We start from the raw sequence: 20,024 nt of genomic DNA on the forward strand, positions 1-20,024 counted from the left end.
TGGAATTAATTATTGGGCAAGTGTGGGAGGTTTTTATATGGCTTGGGTGAAATTTGTTCGTGAGAATATTGAGATAGAGATGGAAGATGGGGCCTCGGTGTTGGAAGCGGAGATCAGGGCTGGACTGCGGCCAGATGCGCCTTGTGGTGGTCTGGGGAAATGTGGGAAGTGTCTGGTTAAGATTAATGGTGAAGTGGTTAAGGCGTGTCAGGTGCGGATCAGTGAAGGTGAGACTTGTGTAGTGGAGACATTGGACAGGGCTGGCAGTGAGAAGATTTTGACGGATGGATTTAACAGAGAAGTTGTGTTTGAACCGGGACTGCGGATGGTGCAGGTTAAGCTGGAGAAGGCGAGACCCGGGGAGAAGCGGTCGGACTGGCAGAGACTTCTGGATGAATTGGCGGAGATGGATAGTGATGTTGAGCCGGAGCGGATGGAAGTGGATCTGAAGCTGGCGGGAGAGTTGTATGGGATGCGCAGAGATTCTGATGACTGGTATGTGATCTACAGTGGACGACGGATTCTGGAAATGAGAAAGCAAGCTGGACGAAGATGCCTGGCGGCGTTTGATATTGGGACGACTACGATTGCGGGGTATTTGCTGGATAGTGAGGATGGCAGGATGCTGGCAGTGGAGAGTCGGATGAATCCGCAGGCACAGTATGGAGCGGATGTGATCATGAGAGCGAATTATGCGCTGGAGCATGGGACGGATGTGTTGAGTCGGTGTATTCGGGAAGCGGTTAATGAGATGCTGGGAGTTCTGGCCGGGGATGCCGGAATTTCCAGAGAGGATATTTTTCAGGTGTGTATTGTGGGAAATACCTGTATGCATCATCTGTTTCTGGGGATTTCCCCGGCTTCGCTGGTGCATGCGCCTTATACGCCTGCTGTAAGTGAGAGGCTGGTTCTGAATGCAGGGGATTATGGTCTGGATGTGCAGAGGAAAGCGGAGTTAATTATGCTGCCGGATATTGCGGGTTATGTGGGAGCGGATACCTGTGGATGTCTGTTGGCGCTGAGGCAAGATCAGAAAGACGAGATTTCGCTGATGATAGATATTGGAACGAATGGTGAGATGGTTCTGGGAAACAGGAATCGTCTGGTAACTTGTTCTACTGCGGCGGGACCTGCTTTTGAAGGTGCGAAGATTGAGTGTGGAATGCGTGGTGCAGCAGGTGCTGTGGATCATGTGAAGTATGAGAATGGGAAGTGGGATTATACGACTGTGGGAAATCAACCGGCGGTTGGTTTGTGTGGTTCGGGATTGATCGATCTGGTGGCAGGGCTTCTGGATGCAGGAATGTTGGATGAGAATGGAGCGTTGAGCAGTGGACAGGAGAAGCAGGGTGTGTTTATGCTGGTGCCGCTGGAGCAGGCAGGGAATGAGAGAGGCGTTTATCTGACGCAGAAAGATATCGGAGAGGTTCAGCTTGCGAAAGCTGCGATTGCGGCAGGGATTCAGATGCTTATGAAACGACTTGGGATTACAGAAGAGGAGATTTGTTCTGTATATATTGCGGGTGCTTTTGGCAACTATATGGATCCGGTCAGTGCAGGAAAGATTGGGCTGCTTCCAGCGGCGCTTGTGAAGAAAGTGAAGCCTGTGGGAAATGCTGCTGGTGAGGGTGCGAAGATTGCGCTTGTGAATGAGAGAGAAATGCTGGAGATGGATGAACTGGTAGGAAAGATTGATTTTGTGGAATTAGCGGCTTCGGGTGATTTTCAGGATTATTTTATTGATGAGCTGGGGTTTGAAGCAAATGAATAGGCCAGCGAAAATGTGGAATTCTTGAGATTTACTAGAGTATGTTTGAAAAAGGCTTTTTGCAAGATGTTATAGAAGTATGGTAGATTTCAGATTATGTGAGAGATTAGTAAGGGGGGCTTAGATTATGGACATAAAGAAATTAGAGCAGATGGGAATAGAGCAGGGATTCTCGCATGTAGCACTGCTGGACTGTGATACGATTGAACTAAAGCCGGAAGTGCGGCAGATGTGTGCAGCAGATACATGCCATAAATATGACAAGTGTTGGAGCTGCCCTCCGGGATGCGGTTCTCTTGAGGAATGTGAAGCAAAAGTACACCAGTATAAATATGGAATTATTGTCCAGACGGTTGGTGAGCTGGAAGACGCTTTGGATGGTGAGGGTATGATGGAAACAGAGGCCAGGCATAAAGAGTATTTTGTAGAGTTTGAGAAGAAGCTGAGAGAACTTTATCCGGATATGCTGGCGATTGGTGCGGGATGTTGCACGAAGTGCAAAGTCTGTACTTATCCGGATGCACCATGCAGATTTCCGAAGCAGGCTTTTTCTTCTATGGAAGCTTATGGAATGCTGGTGACACAGGTTTGTCAGGCAAATGGACTGCAGTACTATTATGGGGACTGTACAATTGCCTATACAAGCTGTTATCTGTTGGAGTGAAAAGGTATGTCTCGGGTTTTCTGTGACCTTCGCTCACAAAAAACACCTCGCGGGATATTACCTGTGAACAGTAATGTAGAAAGTTCTGCAGATAAAAATGAAAGTGCTTTTACATTGTAAATGACGGCGTGCTATGATAGAATATATACTGAAAACGCAGTTATTGCAGTAATTGTGAGCGTGAATGGATAAAAAGATCCTTCGCCGTAAGGCGGGGGATTTTTTGTAGGAGAATGGTTAAGGGCGGGCTTGATATATGACAATACTTGAACAGTTACGAAAAGCAATTGAAGAGGGGCATCCGGGGGATACGGAGAAGCTAGTGAGAGAGGCATTGAAACAGCATATTTCTTCTGCAAAAATTGTGGAGGAGGCAATGACTCCTGCCATGAGGACAGTGGGCGAGAACTATAAGACAAACGGATCGGATATTATTAAGATCCTGGCAGCGGCTCGAAGTGTGCGTAAGAGTTTTGAACTGCTTGAGGAACAGGACGCACAGTTTAGCAGACGGAATATCGGGACTGTGATCCTTGGAACTGTGGAGGGAGATCTTCATGACGTTGGTAAGAATCTGGTTGCGATTATGTTCCGGAGTGCTGGATTTAAGGTGATCGATCTGGGTGTGGATATTTCAGAGAAGCAGTTTCTGCGTGCAGTGAAGCAGAATCCGGATGTGTCGATCGTGTGTATTTCTTCTCTTTTGAGCACTTCAATCCCAGAGATGGAGCAGGTGGTGAAGTCTTTGAAGCGAAGCAGCAGTAAGCATAAATTTAAGATCATGGTTGGCGGTGGTGCAGTGACTGAGCAGCTGGCTAAGAATATGGGAGCGGATGCTTATACGGAGAACTGTATTGAAGCTGTGGAAGTGGCGAAGACGTTTATTGTGTGAAAACCGTTTGTTTACTGAGAGTACTTGGGACAGCTGAAGATTTCAGTCAAATCTATAATGTATAAAGAGTCAAATGAATGGATGAAAAGCATAAAAGAATAAAAGCATAAAAGCAGATTATCTCATGTTGACTGGCAGAATCAGCATCGAGATTATGTAACAGGAGGACAAGAGACTTGCGGCTGTCATCAGTTTATTTATATGAGAAAATAAAAGAGAAATATGAAATTCAGGAAAAGGGAAATTTATCTGGTTCAGACGGATATCTGCGCCCTTTTTTGCGTTGTGGAATAAGTAAAGAGGGGAAAAAGTCAGAAGATGGATTTCGGACAGGACATGTATATGTGATTCAGGGATGTGATGCTGATGAGTGGGAGCCAGTAAGTTCGAAGGCGGAAGATATCTTCTGGATTTTCTGTAAACGAAAAGATGCTGACAGAGAAGAAGAGGAAGCGGTAGTTGGAAAAGGGGCTTATATTCAGGTAGCACTTGAGAGATTGGAAGAAATCGCAGAATTTATGAATGACATGCAGGAGATTTTTGATGCAGCTGATGAATGGGAACGAAAGATCCATGACCTGATGTTAGAGCATGCTGGAATGGATCGGCTCTTGCAGGTGACTTCAGAATTTCTGCAGAATCCGCTGACTGTAATGGGACTGGATTTTACTTTCGTGGCTGAAGCGGGAAATGAGTATCTGCCACATAGAGCGCGGCTGTACACAGATGATGGATTGAATATGGAGTATGTAAACGCGCTTTTGCAAAATGAAACTTACCGTGAGATGGCAGACACACATGAATATGTGATGTTTCCGGCTTATATCAGTGGATGCCGTTCCATGAACAGAAATATGTTTGTGGATGAGAAAGCAACTCACAGGCTGGTTCTGACAGAGTGCAGGGTGGAGATTACGCCGAGAGTTATCTGTGTGTTGGATATTCTGGTAGAGAAATTAGAGTATCTGCTTGCACATGAAGCAGAGGAAGAAGATCCGGACAGGGATATGGAGCAGATTTTTGTTAGGATTCTGTCGGACAGGACTGCGGATTATATGCAGGTGAGCAGAGAGCTGAGTGAACTGGGATGGAGTGGGAATCATGAATATATGTGTTTGATTTTGCAGATTACGTATCTGAACCAGCAGAATCTTTCAACGAAGGCCATTTGCCGATATATCAAGAAGAAACTGCAGGATTCATTAAGTTTTCTTTATCAGGATGAGATTGTGGCATTTTTTAATCTGACCAGACTGGGAATGGATCAGGAAGAAATTGCTGGTAAACTGATCTATTTTATTCGTGATACTTATCTGAAAGCTGGATACAGCAGAGTGATGGAGGGACATATGAATCTGCGCCGACAGTATGTGCAGGCGAAGACTGCTTTGGATGTAGGAAGTCGTAAGAAGCCTTATCTGTGGATCCATTATTTCAGTCAGGTGGCATTGACGTATATACTGGAGCAGTCTACCAGAAGACTGCCAGGGTCAATGATCTGTCATGAGGGACTGTTGGAACTGAAGAAACATGATGAAGAAAATCAGACACAATATATGGAAACACTGAGGGTGTATCTGGAAGAACATCTGAGTGCGACTCAGGCAGCGAGAGAGCTGTTTATTCATAGAAGTACATTTCTCTACAGACTGGACAGAATTAAGGAAATTCTGCAGTCTGATCTGGATGATCCGGAGGAGATTTTTTATCTGGAATTGTCATTCAGGCTGCTGGAGCAGGAAGAGGAGAAGGAATAGAAGAAAAAGATGAAACTGCAGGAATTGGCAGAATTGTTGGAATGCTATGAGAATAAGGATTACGCATAAGGTATAGGTATAAACGGATACCGTTATTGAAAAATGGAATATCCCAGAGTATTGAGTTTCTGAGTATGGGTTGGTAAAATGTCTGGTAAAAGGCAGGTTCAGAATAAAATGTATCTGCAGTGAACCAGAGAAATAGTGCTACATGATGCATCAATTGTATTAATGTAGCAGATCAGACAGGAAAGGAAATGAGATACGATGGGATATTTTTATTTTGCGAGACATGGACAGACTGTATGGAATGTAGAGAATAAGATCTGCGGTGCGACAGATATTGAGCTTACCGAAAAAGGACATGAGCAGGCGAAGGAACTTGGTGAGGAGATTCTGAAGCAGGAGATTCATATTGATGAGATTCTTTATTCTCCGCTGGTACGTGCGGCTGATACTGCAAAGCATGTATCTGAGATCACAGGCATTCCGGCAAGAATGGAGCCAAGACTGAAAGAACAGAATTTTGGAAAATATGAGTCTACTCCGAGAAATGGGGAGGAGTTTAAGAAAGCGAAGGAGAGTTTCGCTAATACTTATGAAGGTGGAGAATCCATGCTTCATCTTTGCCAGAGAATTTATAATCTGATCGATGATATTAAGAAAGAGGCAGATGATAAGGTTTATCTACTGGTTGCGCATAATGGGATTTCGAGGGCAATCCAATCTTATTTTACAGATATGACAAATGAGGAATTTGCGAAGTTTGGGATTAAGAATTGCGAAATTCGGAAGTTTGAGTTTCCCAAAGAGGACGCTTAAGCCGCGTCCCCTCTGGATACCCCTTGGCTTTTTGGATCGATTATTTGAATGTTTTGAAATTATTTTTCTGGTAATTCAGAAGTACAGTGTGGACAGCGTGTTGCTTTAATATCGATTTCACTCATGCAGAATGGACATTTCTTAGTTGTCGGAGCGGCAGGCTCTTCTTTCTTAGCACCGAGGGAGGTGACTTTGTTTACTGCTTTGAGCAGGCAGAAGAGGATGAACGCCATGATGAGGAAGTTCACCACGGATGCGATAAATGAGGATGCAAATCCGGATACATCCTGAAGTGTGTATGTAGCTCCACCTGTGAGTACATTAAGAATTGGGTTGATGAAGTTGTCGGTCAAAGAGGTTACGATTCCGGAAAAAGCACCTCCGATAATAACACCGACTGCCATGTCCATGACATTGCCGCGCAGGGCAAATGCCTTGAATTCTTCCATGAATTTTTTCATTGGAATTTCCTCCTTAAAAGTGTGATACCATTATGATAGCGTAGATGACTGGAAAGGTCAATTATTTGTGGGGGAAGTAAACATAAAAAGAAGCAATGTAACAATGTAGATAAGGTATTGTTACAATGCTTCTGGATGTACTATTCTTATGAAGTTAGAATTTATTTTTCTCTCGTCTTTTGGCAGCTTCTTTGTATACTGCTTCATCTGTTCGTGCTGAGATGATGATTATTTTCATAACATCATCTATATATTCCAGTTTGTAAACCACTCGTATACTCAAATCTTGAAATTTTATTTTCAGGAGACAGAATGATAGCTGATGGTTGATTGTTCTTTAGTACGATTAATTCTTTTTCGGAACGTAAACGGTCAAATATTTTTGAAGCCTGGCCTTTATTGAATTGTAAATGTCTGTTAGGAATAGTATATTCTGACAAAAAAATTCAGGTACGCATTAGCGTACCTGAATAGGTGTTAAAAGAGATATTATGTTATTTAGCTTCTTCTTCAGCAGCCTCTTCCTCAGCTTCCAGAGCCGGGTCTACGTGAACTGCGGCTACGGATACAACTGCGGCTTCGAGGTCTGTCTTTAAGTCTACATCTTTATCCTGAGCAATGGCGAGGTCTTTGACTTTGATCACGTCGCCGACTTTCATGTCACCGACATCTACCATAACTTTGTCTACCAGTGCTGATGGGAGAGCACGGAAGGAGATTTCTTCCAGATGCTGCTGTAATACACCAGCTGCCAGTTTGTCATGGTTTACAAGTACGATCTCTGCTACAGAATGTACTTTCTCATTGCTTACCAGTGCCTGGAAATCTATTTCATCCACCTGTCCTTTTAACGGATTGAACTGGATCTCTTTGATCAGTACGTCATAAGACTGACCATCTACATCCAGCATGATCTGGCTACCTTTGTTGCTTGTTTTGAGAAGTTTCTCGACTGCAGATTTCTCAATCTTAACAGGAATGGAACCTTCCATTTCTCTGCCAAATACGTTACCTGTAACGTAGCCTTCTCTTCTTAATCTTTTGGCCTTTGTGTCCATTGTTCTTTTTTCAGCTTTTAAAGTATTCATTTGACTTTTCCTCCATTTTACAGCTGAGGTGACACGCTTGACACTATCTTTACTTAATGAGCATCTATTATGCTCCAGGTGGTGTTAAGTATTTTTGAGTATTCAGTTGTTTGCTTGTTCTTTACCTTTGTTACAGCTGTATTATAACACGCAAGGGATGAAATGCAAGGGGGAAAGTGTGAAGAATTTGTGAAATCTTACAAATTTGGATGAAATAAATTGTGTATATCTGCCTAAAATGTTATCTGACCTGAAAAATTAGGCGTATTGCTTTTCGGAATAGCATATGTTATAATTGTAACGGATATGAAAGTAAGAAGTAATATTGACTGTATTCACAAAACAAAGAACCCCCAGAAGTGGCTGCTTCCGGGGGTTCACTCGATTTACGGTTGAGGTTCCGCTTATTTCTTATTGTCACGTTTATGTTCTGTCAGCTTATTATATATGTAATTACTAAGGATGCCTGCTAAGACAGAGAGCATAAAAGAAATAATATCTGTAATGAGGATATGAAGTAACATTGGCATGTACTCACCTCCCTCCTGTTGTCGGTGTGGGATGTGACAACAGAATAAGTGTATCATATCTTAGAACAAATTGGAACCTAAAAGATCCCCTGGAAGGTGCGACTTCCAGGGGATCTTTTCATCTAACTAATCATTAATTACAGAGTATCATCTCTCCTGATATAACCAGGCTGGTCAGCCGGAGATACGATTTCTTTCTTATGAATGAGTCGTGCCCATTTGTCAACGACTTCATTCTCTACGTGAACATCTTCACCGATTGTAACTTCAGCGAGTACAACACTATTCTTAACAACAGCACCCTTCTTGATCACGCATCCACGGCCGATTACGGAATTCTCAACAGTACCTTCAATTCGGCAGCCATTGGAGATTACGGAGTTCTTAACTTCTGCTGTATCGAAATACTGAGTCGGGCAGGAGTCGTTGGTACGTGTATAGATTGGCCAGTTCTCATGGAAGAGTTCCTGAGCTGCTTCGTAGTCAAGAAGATCCATGTTTGCTGCATAGTAGCTTGGGAAATCTGTAATGCTTGCAAAGTATCCCTTATGTGCAACGCCACGGATATCCAGAGTTTCACATTTGTCATTCAGGATATCTGTCAGAGTGTACATGGAGGAAAGCTTCTTAGCTTCTTTTACCAGGCTGATAAAGAGCTCAGTCTTCATGATGCAGGTATCCATGTAGATATTCTGGTTCTTTTTATTACCGTGGTTCGGTTCGATAGACTCAACACCTTTCTGGCGGTTCAGTTTCAGAACGTTACATGTCAGATAAGCTTCTCTTGCATTGTCAACAGAGTGATAAAGCAGAGTAACATCTGCACCGGAGTCAATATGTGTATGTATAAACTGGTTAAAATCAATGGAATAAACCATGTAGTTCGGAGCGATAACAACATATGGATGAGTCATTCGGCTCAGAGATTCCATATTGTCCATGTAGCAGGAGATATCTGTATTGTAGATATCATTGTCATTGTTGTGCTCTGAGAAGAGAAGCTGAAGTTTGCCGCTCTTGGAGTTGATGTTGTAATGACGTCCTGTTCCAACGTGTTCTACAACGGAACGTGGTTTATTGTTGATATAAACCTGGATACGGTCAATATTGCTGTTAGTCATATTGGAGATAGGGAAGTCGATGACTCTGTATCTTCCAAGGAAGGAAAACGCGCCGATCGGGCGATAATCCTGCATACCATCTACATAAATATTTCTCCCGGAGGAGTTTACGATACCAAATGCCTTATACATATTATTCTGCCCCCTTTACACGTTTCGCTACAAGCTCGATGTGCTCGCTGTCTGCACTGCCTACGACAGCACCCTTACCGATGCGGATACCATCAGCTACAAGTGCACGCTGAACAACAGCACCCTCTTCTACAATAGCACCTGGCATCAGTACACTGTCGATAACTTTCGCACCGGCACCAATCTTAACGCCTGTAAAAAGAACGGAATGTTTCACTTCACCTGCAACAACACAGCCCTGTGTAATGTATGCATCTTTAACATCTGCCTCTGCACTGATATACTGTGGAAGAGCAGTAACGTCTTCTGTATAAATCTTCCATGCCGGGTCGCCCAGATCCAGTTCGTTCTTAGAACTTAACAGATCCATGTTTGCTTCCCAGAGAGAGTCGATGGTACCAACATCTTTCCAGTAGCCTTTGAATTTATATGCATAAAGAGTCTTGTTATCGTTAAGCATAGTAGGGATGATATCTTTACCAAAGTCATGGTTGGAATCTGGATTCTTGATATCGGCCATCAGCATCTTGCGGAGAAGCTTCCATGTGAAGATATAGATACCCATGGATGCAAGATTGCTCTTCGGATGTTCCGGTTTTTCTTCGAATTCAACAATACGGCCTGTTTCATCGGTGTTCATGATACCGAAACGGCTTGCTTCTTTCATCGGGACTTCGATAACTGCGATAGTAGCATCTGCATTAGCTGCTTTGTGGGCTGCAAGCATCTCATCATAATTCATCTTATAAATATGGTCACCGGAAAGAACGAGAACATATTCAGGATCAAATTTGTCGATAAAGTCGATATTCTGGGAGATCGCATCTGCGGTTCCACGATATACATTCAGATTCTCATCAGCTTTCTCACGCGGAGGAAGAACGTAAACACCGCTGTCTTTGGCATCAAGTCCCCAGCGTCCGCCGGCTGCAACATAGCTGTTCAGCTGAATGGATTCATACTGTGTAAGAACACCAACTACGTTAACACCGCTGTTGGCACAGTTACTTAAAGGAAAGTCTACGATACGATATTTACCGCCGTATGAAACGGCTGGCTTTGCCACTTTATTGGTAAGATCATGCAGACGGCTGCCACGACCGCCGGCCAGGATCATGGCCAACATACTATTTTGTTTCATAATAGTGAACCCTCGCTTTCATTTATTACACAATATTATACAATTTTTTTTTGCATATTTCCATAGGTTTCTGAAAAAAATATGTAAAATTTTCGCTACAAACCACGTTAAATCGACGAAAAATTATACATTATACACAAAATAATGGGGAAAATGGAAGAAGTGTGATACGTAAATATACACAAATTTAAGGAAAACAGGTGGACGTATAATACTTCTTACGTTATAATAGGTAAGACTTTATGGTATCTGACTAAAAGAAGACAGTGTATCGATGGTGCAGGTCTGATGCAGATATTCTTTTTGAAGATGTAGTTACTGTTCGTATGATGCTGTTGTTGCAGAGAACAGAGTAAACAGTAACGATATTCAGCCAGACTGCGAAGCAGGTATCTGGTTATGAACAAACAACAGAGCGGATGATCTATCCGCCGGACTTAAAGAAGCAGAGGTTATCACGTGAGTAAGAGAGAAGATTATAAACGATTTATCGTGTTCTGTCTGGCGAGTCTGGTTGTACTGGCACAGATGGCTGTCTTTGCCTATGTGTGGTACACAGTCTACAGAGGACAGATCGATGAACCATTCTGGCGAAAAGGTAACTGGGTACTGATCGCGATTTACGGTCTGATGTTTGCCATGTTTGCAAAGCTGTACGGTGGACTGAAAGTCGGATATCTTAAGAGGATAGACGTATTTTATTCCCTGACACTGGCACTCTTGTGTACGAATGCAGTGGAATATCTGGAGATCACTCTGATCAACAGATGGTTTCTGAGCATATGGCCGATGATCGAGATGACGATGATCCAGTTGATACTGATCATTATCTGGATTTTTGGCTCCAGATATATTTATTCCAAATTATATCGTGCACGTAAATTGCTGGTTATTTACGGCGACCGTGATCCGGGAGATGACCTGATCCACAAGATGAATTCCAGAAAGGATAAATACGATATCAGTGGTAAGGTTCATGTCAGCAAGGGAGAGAAAGAAATTCACAGAATGATGCGGGATTATGATGGAGTGATCATATGGGATCTGCCGTCAACAGAGAGAAACCGCTATCTGAAGTTTTGCTTTGCGCATTCGATTCGATGCTATGTCAGTCCGAAGATTTCAGATATCATTTTGATGGGAAGTGAACGTATCCATCTTTTTGACACTCCGCTTCTGATGTCTCGAAACATGGGGCTGTCAGTAGATCAGCGTGTTGCAAAGAGAGTACTGGATATTCTGGTTTCCGGAATTGGCATTATCATAACTTCACCAATCATGCTGATCATAGCGATTGCGGTAAAAGCATACGACAAAGGTCCTGTATTTTATTTTCAGGATCGTCTCACCATAGGAGGTACTCCGTTTAAGATCTGCAAATTCCGCAGCATGTGCGTGGACTCTGAGAAAAACGGAGCTAGACTGGCATCCAAGCATGATTCCCGTATCACTCCGGTTGGAAGAGTGCTGAGAAATCTTCATCTGGATGAACTGCCGCAGCTTTTCAATGTATTTAAGGGAGATATGTCTCTGGTTGGACCGCGTCCGGAGCGTAAGATGATCATGCACGAGTATGAAAAAGAACTGCCGGAGTTTTATTATCGTCTGAAAGTAAAAGCCGGACTGACTGGATATGCGCAGGTTTACGGCAAGTATAACACCACTCCTTATGACAAATTAAAACTGGACCTGTTTTATATTGAGAACTATTCTTTCCTGTTGGATATTAAGCTGATCTTTATGACAGTTAAGATCTTTTTCCAGAAAGAGGTATCCGAGGGAGTAGACGACAAGCAGGTAAATGCGCTGAAGGATTCCGGCAGAACCGCTGAAGCTTCAGAGAATAAAACGGAGGAATGACCATGAATAAACCGCTGGTATCTGTGATCATGCCGGTTTACAACGGAGAGAAGTATATTAAACAGGCTGTGGATTCTGTTTATGAGCAGGAAGTTTCTGTGGAACTCCTTGTGATCGATGACGGTTCCACGGACCATACACAGGAAGTCCTGTCTGCCTATGAGGGTAGAGAGGACTTTCGGTATATTAAGAACAAACAGAATATGGGTGCGGCAGGCTCCAGAAACAAAGGCGTGAAGCTTGCACAGGGAATTTATATTGCCTTTCTGGATGCGGATGACTGGTGGGAGAAGGGAAAATTGAAAGAACAGCTGCATTGTCTCGAGGAGACAGGATATGTGCTGTGCTCTACGGGCCGTGAATTGATGAGGGCAGACGGAAACAGTACAGGCCGTACCATTCCGGTGAAGGAAAAGATCACCTACAGAGAACTTCTGAAGCATAACAGTATTAACTGTTCTTCGGTGATGCTGAGAACAGATGTGGCACGGGAATTTCCAATGGAGCACGATGACAGTCATGAGGATTATATTACCTGGCTGAAGGTTCTACGTAAATATGGCTATGCTGCAGGGGTTAATAAGCCGTATCTGAAATATCGCTTAAGTGAGGGCGGTAAGTCCAGAAATAAGCTGAAATCGGCGGCTATGACTTATAATGTTTACAGGTACGCAGGCTATGGCAGGATTAAGAGTTGTATTTTTTTCTGCTCATATGCAGTGCATGGGATTTGGAAATATTGTCATAAATAATATTGAATTTATGAATCTACAGCGTGGTTTGTACAGATGATACAATCTGGCAGACCGCGCTGTGCTGCGTATAGCATAAATTCGCACGGCATGTCTCGGGATTTTGGCATATTCATGCCAAAACACCTCGCGGGATAGTAGCGTGTGAATAGTAACAATGGAAATACTTTCATTAAACAGATTATTAAGTTCCTATTCCATAAATCGTAAAAATATGTTATCATTGGTGTAATAACTGTGACCTGCTTAAGAGGGAAAATAATATATTTCTTCGATTCATGTCAGGTTATGAATATGATTAAAGGATAGTATTTAATATGAGAATAAAGAAAGAGAGGCCGGCTGTGCCTTACTCCTACCTGATCGATAATTTCAAGGTATTGCTTATCTTTCTGGTAGTATTTAACCATATTATTGCATTCAACCTCGTAAAGGTAGACACTGTGGTAAGATATGTGTGGTATGCGATCACTATTTTCCACATGCCTGCGTTTATTTTTGTTTCGGGATATCTGTCCAAGAAGCCGCAGAATGCATTGAAGAATTTTAAGAATCTGCTGATCCCATATATTTTGGGCTACACTCTGACCTGGTATTCACAGATCTGGCTGGGAAGGTCTGTAGACTATGAGATCCTCAGACCGACCGGAACGGTTATGTGGTATATTCTGGCGTTATTTATTTATCGTCTTACTATTGAAGCGTTGGGCAAGATCAGATTTATCGTTCCGATCAGTATTGCTATTGCATTATGGGCAGGAACCAGACCGGAGTTTACGACTTTCCTGTCTGCATCAAGAATTGTGGTATTTTTCCCATTCTTTGTGGCTGGTTATCTGTGGAAGAGTGAATATATCACTGCAGTTCGTAAGTTTAAGGGGAAATGGGTGCTGGTTCCGATTTCAGCAGTACTGCTGTGGGCAATACCGAATTATATGATTACTAATGATATGGGAATTGCAATTTTCCGTGGTAATCATGGATATAAACTCTGTGGTCTGACAGACCCGGAAGGAATCATTCTCAGACTGCTGATGTATCTGGTATCTTTTATCCTGATCTATACGTTGCTTGCGTTATTGCCGGATATTAAGCTGCCGCTTACTTATGTGGGACGTCATACGATGGGAATTTATTTCTTCCATTATCCGATCATGATCATTATGAATGGTCTGTATATTCTGCAGATCCCTGAGATGAACAATGTCTGGGCACTACTTGGGGTATCGTTGGTATTTGTCCTTGTTCTGGGAAGTCTGCCGGTAGATCTTCTGTATACAGGGGTACTGAATCTGATCGCATTTATTCTTATTAAGAAGGATAAGACAGTCAGAGATGAAGGTCTGGAAGAGGAGTATGACCGTGAGGATCATGAATATGAACTTCTCAGACGAAAGAAAGCGATTGAAGAACTGGCGGCGACGCTGGATTCTGAGAGCGAACAGGATGGTCATATGCAGAAGATTAATCTGGATGATGATCTGATGGAGCGTACCTCAGATAAACATGAAGGTTTCAGTAATGTAGCAGGTACGGATCATCTGGATATCGAGGAATATGATCTGGATGATATTCCGGATGAGCAGATTAAGAATGAGGAGGAAGAGTTACTTTCTCTTGAAGATCTGATCCAGGAGTTGGAAAAAACAACCAGAAATATGAAGAATAATGATCTGTTGGATGAACTGAAACAGGAGAATAATTCAGGAAATTTACAGGCAGATGCGGTACAGTCAGAAGAGATGCAGGAGGAATTGCAGTTAAATGAGCTTCCGCCGGATGCATTGGATTTAGATGAACTGAAGCCTGAAGAAAAAGAATAAAACACAACTGAGGACTTTGAAATACTGTGAATGGTAGTATATCAGTATTTCAAAGTCTTTTTATATAATTAGGAAATTCTGATGAATTTCCTAATTATATAAAAAGCCCTCCGGGCAGGATTGCGCCATGGTCAAGAGAAATTATGTCATTGGAGTGTTAATGGGATTTTTTCTTAACGTTAATTTAACATTCTGGTAACAGATAGGTGACGTAAGTTGGGAAGTATGATATAATAAAAGTATCTATAGTGTAAATCAGATGTAATTGTGAAGGTACAAAGCAGTTACAATCAGTAAAATTTTTTTGGGAGTTAAACGGAGAGAATGAAAAGAGTGATCACATATGGCACTTTTGATCTGTTTCATAAGGGCCACTACAATATTATCAAGAGGGCGAAAGCACTTGGCGATTATCTGATCGTAGGTGTCACAAGTGAGAGCTTTGATATCGAACGCGGAAAGCTCAATGTGAGGGACAGCCTGATCAAGAGAATTGAGAATGTGCGAAGAACCGGTCTGGCAGACGAGATCATTATTGAAGAATACCAGGGTCAGAAGGTTAGTGACATTATTAAATATGATATTGATGTTCTGGTAGTTGGTTCTGATTGGCGGGGTAAATTTGATTATCTTAAGAATTATTGTGATGTAGTTTATCTGGAACGGACGAAGAATATTTCCAGTACAAAACTTCGCAGCGAAGGTGTTATCTTTAATATGGGAATTGCGACGGACAATATTGAAGATAATGACTTTGTTCAGGAATCCAAATTTGTCAGCGGTATTCATGTAGAACGGGTATTTAGTGAGAATCAGGAGCTAGCACAGGAGTTTTGCGATAAATATGAGCTGGGATCCTGCTGGAGTGATTATGATGAGTTTCTGTCGGATGTAGATATTGTATATATTAAGTCTTCTCTGAATAAGAGGGTGGAATACATTGAACATGCACTGAAGCAGGGAAAATATGTGATCAGTGATTCGCCGATGTCTCTTTCCTCAGAGAAGCTGCGTCATTTATTTGATGTGGCAAGAGAGAACCATGTAGTTCTGATCGATCGGATGACTCTGGTTTATCTGCGTGCGTTTAATCAGCTGGTATGGCTGATACACAGCAATCTGGTGGGAGATATGGTAAGTGTAAAATGCGCCATTTCTCAGGATGATTTTGAAGGCGGCAAGACTTTTAACGAAACTGTCTGCACAGCAATCTGCGCAGTGATCAAGCTGCTGGGAAAGAAATATCAGGACATTAATACCAATGCAGTCCGCAGTCAAAGTGGTAAGTTTGTGTATGACATGATCACGATGAAGTATGCCAGTGCGCTGGCAACGATTGAGATTGGAACAACTGTAGATATTGAGAATGAACTTGTGATTATTGGAAGCAATGGCAGGGTTACCATTCCAAATGACTGGTGGAATACCGGTTATTTCGAAGCTAATATTTCTGGAAAGGAATTTCTCAAGAGATATAGTTTTAATTTTGAGGGAAATGGCTTCCGCTACCTGTTACAGGAACTGATGATCATGATCCGCGATAAACGGACAGAATGTACACGGCTCTTCTATGATGAGTCGGTTAAAATAATAGAAATTTTGGAAACAATTAATCAGAAAGGATAACCCATGACGGAGAAACAGGAATACCTCCTGAAGCTTTTCAGAGAGGTTGATGAAATCTGCAGGGAACATAATCTCAGATATGTGCTGGCAGGAGGCTCCCTGATCGGAGCCCTCAGACATGAAGGATTTGTTCCCTGGGATGATGATGTAGACTTATATATGCCACGTTCGGACTGGGAGAAGTTTGTAGAGATTTGTAAGACAGAGCTTCCCCCGAACAGAGAGATACAGTGTTCGGAAGTGGACAGAAATTATACAAATTCATTTCCACGCTACGCATCCACCAATACCTGCGCGATCCACAAGAGCCAGATTATTGGTAAGGACTGCGGCGGAGAGATCATAGACATTCTTACACTGGATCCGATTCCGGCAGATGACAGAGAATATGAGAAATACAGAACACATATGATGATCTATTCAGATCTTATCAATATTTCTGTAGGCTACAGTGACCGCTGGGAGATACCTGCATCCATGTATCTGAAGTATCTTCTTTCTTATATTTTTCTTGGTAAAAAAAGAACACTGGCAAAGCTTGAGAAGATTATGTTCTCCTATAATGAAGAGGAATGTGACCGCTATGCCATGCGCTGGGGCGGCTGCCCGTTTCTTTTTGACAAAGATATGATGTTTCCGGTGAAGGAGGGCGTTTTTGAGGGACAGAAGGCAATGATCCCAAATAAGTGCAGTGACTATCTGATCTGGCATTATGGAGATGAGTGGTCTTATATGCCGCCGCATCACAGCAGAGAGGGACACGTGGCAGTCTGTGTGGATGAGCTTCCTTATCAGGAGTTTCGTGACGAATATATGCCAAAGCTCAAGAAAGGTAAACTTCGCAGGGATTCTGTATTCCGCAAGTTCTACAATATGCGGATCGCAAAGAAGAGCCATAAGGTACGCCAGGAAGGTCTGACTATGAAAGCCCGTGCAGTAGCGCTGGATCTTCAGAGAGCTATTGAGGAATCCGGACTGAAGATCAGTGAATTGATTGAGAACCGGTCTTTTCGTAAGCTGAGTGCATTGTTTGGTTCTTATTATAAGAATCAGTTAAGTGCTGATTTCATAGGAAGAGAAGACTATACCAATATTTATGCATTTTATCATCCGATCCTTGTGGAGATTCCGGATGAGATATTCTATGCGGGTGTTTTGACACTTTTTTATACAGAACGTGTGTCAAAGGCATATCGTATGCTGCAGATCCGCCAGAATCTGGATCATCTTTCTCCTGAGATGGAGAAACTGAAGGAGGATATCGAACTCTTCAGAAAAGCAGCAGATCATTACGAGTTCCATCGTATGAAGGAAGCACAGCAGATAGTCGAGGACCTTGTGGAGCGTTATCCGGGACACCCTGGATTTATGAAATTCAAATGTCGATTCCTTATGGAGAATGCGGGAGAGAACCGTATAGAAGCAGAACGTTTCCTGGAAAAAGCACTCAAACTTTTCCCGGAGGACGGATATTTTCTGAAATATAAAGCGGATATTTTCTGGATGAATGGAGAGATGCAGAAAGCGGCAGAACTTTATCTCCAGATAAAAGAGAAAACAACTAACGGAATTGTATGGATGGAGATGGACAGATTCTTCAAGGAGTATAAGGATGAGATTCTGAAAGACTGTGAAGAACTTCTGGCAAGCCGCAGGAAGAAGGACGCACTTTCTCTGATGGAATTGTGGAGTCAGCTGATTCCAGAGGATGATGATATTCAGGGAGCATTTTACATGGCGAAAGTTGCCTGTGCGCACACTCAGAGTGAGCTTGAGAAAGTGATCGATGAGATCTGTGCAGTAATTGAGGTTTCGATGCTGACTCCTGTCAGTGAAGAGAGAGCACCGGAGAAGAAGAGAGAATATTACAGAAAAGCGCTTACCAGAGCATGGAAGAGACTTGGATATTCCAAAGAACTGGCAAAACTTCGTACACAGATTATGTGTACCAGTGAGGAAAGCGAACTGGAATGGCTGGCAGAACAAGTACGGAGTAAACAGTTTAATAAAGAAGAGAAATCCTGCGTATACAAACTGGTAGGAGATGTTCGTATGAAACAGGGACAGACCAGAGAGGCATTTGCTAATTATAAGAAAGCACTGGAATCTCAGATGCCATCTTATGTAAAGACAGAATTATACCGTATCTTTATCAATGACTTGAATGATGGAAGCAGGCAGGCGAAGAGTTTTGCAAAGAAGACAGACATCACAGTGGTGCTGGATAACTGGCTGGATAAATACGGAAGTATTGAAGAAATTAAACAGATTGTTCAGAGTGTGAGCAGCAATGTGTGATAAATATTTTTGACAGGGAGATGCCCGTGCACAGGATATAGGTGTTTCTTACAGATTACTGAGAACAAAGTGAATAGTAATCCGTACAGTCAAAAATCTGAATAGAAATGGAGTATAGAGTTGAACAAGAAGCAAAAGGTAATATTGTCATTATTACAGGAAATTGATGAAATATGCCAGAAGAATGAAATTGAATATTTTCTTTCGCCGCGTCTGACGCTCTGCACAGTGGAAGGGCATCCTTTTCCACAGAATCCGATGTTTGGTGTTGTGCTGATGAAGACGGCAGAGATGGAGCGTTTTCGTCAGGCAGTGGAGGAAGATCCGAGAGAGAGACGGGCGCTGGAATCCATGAAGAGTCATAAATGGTTCTCCGGATTCTATCTGAGGTATACGAATACAGATACTCTCTGCCTGAATATGGATAACACCAGAGATTATGCATTTCCGGGAATCGGAGTCAACATTTTTCCATTGAGGACACCGGTGGCTTCTGCGTCTGCAAACCGCAGATTTTCCAGAGATGAGAATGCATGGACAGAACTTTGCCATATCAATTATGCGGAGAGAAATTTCAAGAGCAGGGTAAACCGTACGTTGATGAGACTGCAGTGTCTGATCAATGGACGTCAGAGACAGGCAGCGCGTCTATATGATAAATTTATCAGACTGCATCAGCAGCCAAAAGCAGATAAATATATTCTTAAAAGAAGAAAGCAGACGACAGTTTATCCGGCAGAAATTTTTGCCAAGAGTAAGAGAGTTATGCTGGAGGGTGTGGAACTTCAGGTTCCGGCTAAAACGGCAGAATATCTGACAGTAACTTATGGCAATAATTATAAGAAGGCTACAGAACCAAGGTATGTTACACCGATCGCACTGGCAGTCAGCGCGAGGGTAAGCTATACTCAGTTCTGGAAAGAAGCGGGAGATTTTGAGAAATACAGTAAGGAGCGTATGCGAAACAGTCGCAGGCTTGCGAGAAGCAGAAGACATAAGGAGTATTTCAATGAATGCTGGGAGTATGTTGAATTTTGTGGGGAGCGTATGAACCTGGGTGTTTCTTATGAAAAACAGAAGGATTATATCAAGAACCTGTACAAGAATGAAGACTATATGACACTTGAGAAGGTTTTCCGCCCATATTTCAAGATGATGCAGAAGAGTCTGCAGAAGAATGAGCTTTTCGCGGAGGATGAGGAGATTCTTGATATTTATATAGACGTACTGGAAAAGACTGGAAAAACAGTACAGAGAGGTAAGATCGGTATGCTGATCTGACGGGAGGT

The 20,024-nt window shown here is 42.6% G+C and carries 15 protein-coding genes; 11 read left to right on the forward strand and 4 right to left on the reverse strand.

Annotated features, from left to right (window positions below):
- Positions 1-37: 37 nt before the first annotated feature.
- The 5 genes from ACTNES_RS02750 to ACTNES_RS02770 all read left to right on the forward strand — a co-directional run bounded on the left by ACTNES_RS02750 (position 38) and on the right by ACTNES_RS02770 (position 5,903).
- A complete protein-coding gene (locus ACTNES_RS02750; protein ID WP_300335644.1) occupies positions 38-1,771 on the forward strand; it encodes an ASKHA domain-containing protein in 1,734 nt (577 codons plus the stop codon).
- A 124-nt stretch (positions 1,772-1,895) separates the two neighbouring features.
- Entirely contained in the window at positions 1,896-2,432 is a 537-nt protein-coding gene (locus ACTNES_RS02755) for a DUF2284 domain-containing protein (protein ID WP_291805689.1), read from the forward strand.
- 256 nt (positions 2,433-2,688) lie between these two features.
- The gene (locus tag ACTNES_RS02760; RefSeq protein ID WP_291805686.1) at positions 2,689-3,324 is read left to right on the forward strand and encodes a cobalamin B12-binding domain-containing protein; all 636 of its coding nucleotides are present in this window, start codon (positions 2,689-2,691) and stop codon (positions 3,322-3,324) included.
- 176 nt (positions 3,325-3,500) lie between these two features.
- Complete coding sequence (locus ACTNES_RS02765) at positions 3,501-5,081, forward strand: PucR family transcriptional regulator (protein ID WP_441038467.1); 1,581 nt, start codon at positions 3,501-3,503, stop codon at positions 5,079-5,081.
- Between the two features lie 267 nt (positions 5,082-5,348).
- On the forward strand, positions 5,349-5,903 hold the full coding sequence (locus tag ACTNES_RS02770) for a histidine phosphatase family protein (protein WP_216460911.1): 555 nt from the start codon (positions 5,349-5,351) through the stop codon (positions 5,901-5,903).
- Between the two features lie 59 nt (positions 5,904-5,962).
- On the opposite strand, the gene mscL is transcribed toward ACTNES_RS02770, so the two are convergent.
- The 4 genes from mscL to ACTNES_RS02790 all read right to left on the reverse strand — a co-directional run bounded on the left by mscL (position 5,963) and on the right by ACTNES_RS02790 (position 10,376).
- Positions 5,963-6,364 (reverse strand): large conductance mechanosensitive channel protein MscL, encoded by a 402-nt coding sequence (gene mscL / locus ACTNES_RS02775; protein ID WP_291805674.1) that lies wholly within the window; start codon positions 6,362-6,364, stop codon positions 5,963-5,965.
- Between the two features lie 494 nt (positions 6,365-6,858).
- Positions 6,859-7,452, reverse strand: a complete 594-nt coding sequence (locus ACTNES_RS02780; RefSeq protein ID WP_291805672.1) for a 50S ribosomal protein L25 — start codon at positions 7,450-7,452, stop codon at positions 6,859-6,861.
- A 667-nt stretch (positions 7,453-8,119) separates the two neighbouring features.
- A complete protein-coding gene (gene glgD / locus ACTNES_RS02785; RefSeq protein WP_320813205.1) occupies positions 8,120-9,235 on the reverse strand; it encodes a glucose-1-phosphate adenylyltransferase subunit GlgD in 1,116 nt (371 codons plus the stop codon).
- 1 nt (position 9,236) lies between these two features.
- Complete coding sequence (locus ACTNES_RS02790; protein ID WP_291805668.1) at positions 9,237-10,376, reverse strand: glucose-1-phosphate adenylyltransferase; 1,140 nt, start codon at positions 10,374-10,376, stop codon at positions 9,237-9,239.
- Between the two features lie 459 nt (positions 10,377-10,835).
- Here ACTNES_RS02790 and ACTNES_RS02795 point away from each other — a divergent pair, with 459 nt between their 5' ends.
- From ACTNES_RS02795 to ACTNES_RS02820, 6 genes are all read left to right on the forward strand, one after another.
- Complete coding sequence (locus ACTNES_RS02795) at positions 10,836-12,236, forward strand: sugar transferase (protein WP_216460753.1); 1,401 nt, start codon at positions 10,836-10,838, stop codon at positions 12,234-12,236.
- Positions 12,237-12,238: 2 nt separating this feature from the next.
- Entirely contained in the window at positions 12,239-12,988 is a 750-nt protein-coding gene (locus tag ACTNES_RS02800; RefSeq protein WP_320813206.1) for a glycosyltransferase family 2 protein, read from the forward strand.
- Positions 12,989-13,305: 317 nt separating this feature from the next.
- Positions 13,306-14,811: an acyltransferase family protein gene (locus tag ACTNES_RS02805; RefSeq protein ID WP_300334298.1), complete on the forward strand. Its 1,506-nt coding sequence runs from the start codon at positions 13,306-13,308 to the stop codon at positions 14,809-14,811.
- 324 nt (positions 14,812-15,135) lie between these two features.
- On the forward strand, positions 15,136-16,437 hold the full coding sequence (locus ACTNES_RS02810) for an adenylyltransferase/cytidyltransferase family protein (RefSeq protein ID WP_291807597.1): 1,302 nt from the start codon (positions 15,136-15,138) through the stop codon (positions 16,435-16,437).
- Positions 16,438-16,440: 3 nt separating this feature from the next.
- On the forward strand, positions 16,441-18,735 hold the full coding sequence (locus ACTNES_RS02815) for a LicD family protein (RefSeq protein ID WP_216460749.1): 2,295 nt from the start codon (positions 16,441-16,443) through the stop codon (positions 18,733-18,735).
- Between the two features lie 120 nt (positions 18,736-18,855).
- Positions 18,856-20,016, forward strand: a complete 1,161-nt coding sequence (locus ACTNES_RS02820) for a LicD family protein (RefSeq protein ID WP_291816937.1) — start codon at positions 18,856-18,858, stop codon at positions 20,014-20,016.
- Positions 20,017-20,024: the final 8 nt, after the last annotated feature.

The sequence above is a fragment of the Blautia sp. HCP3S3_D9 genome, from assembly GCF_052063845.1.
Lineage (GTDB): Bacteria > Bacillota > Clostridia > Lachnospirales > Lachnospiraceae > Blautia_A.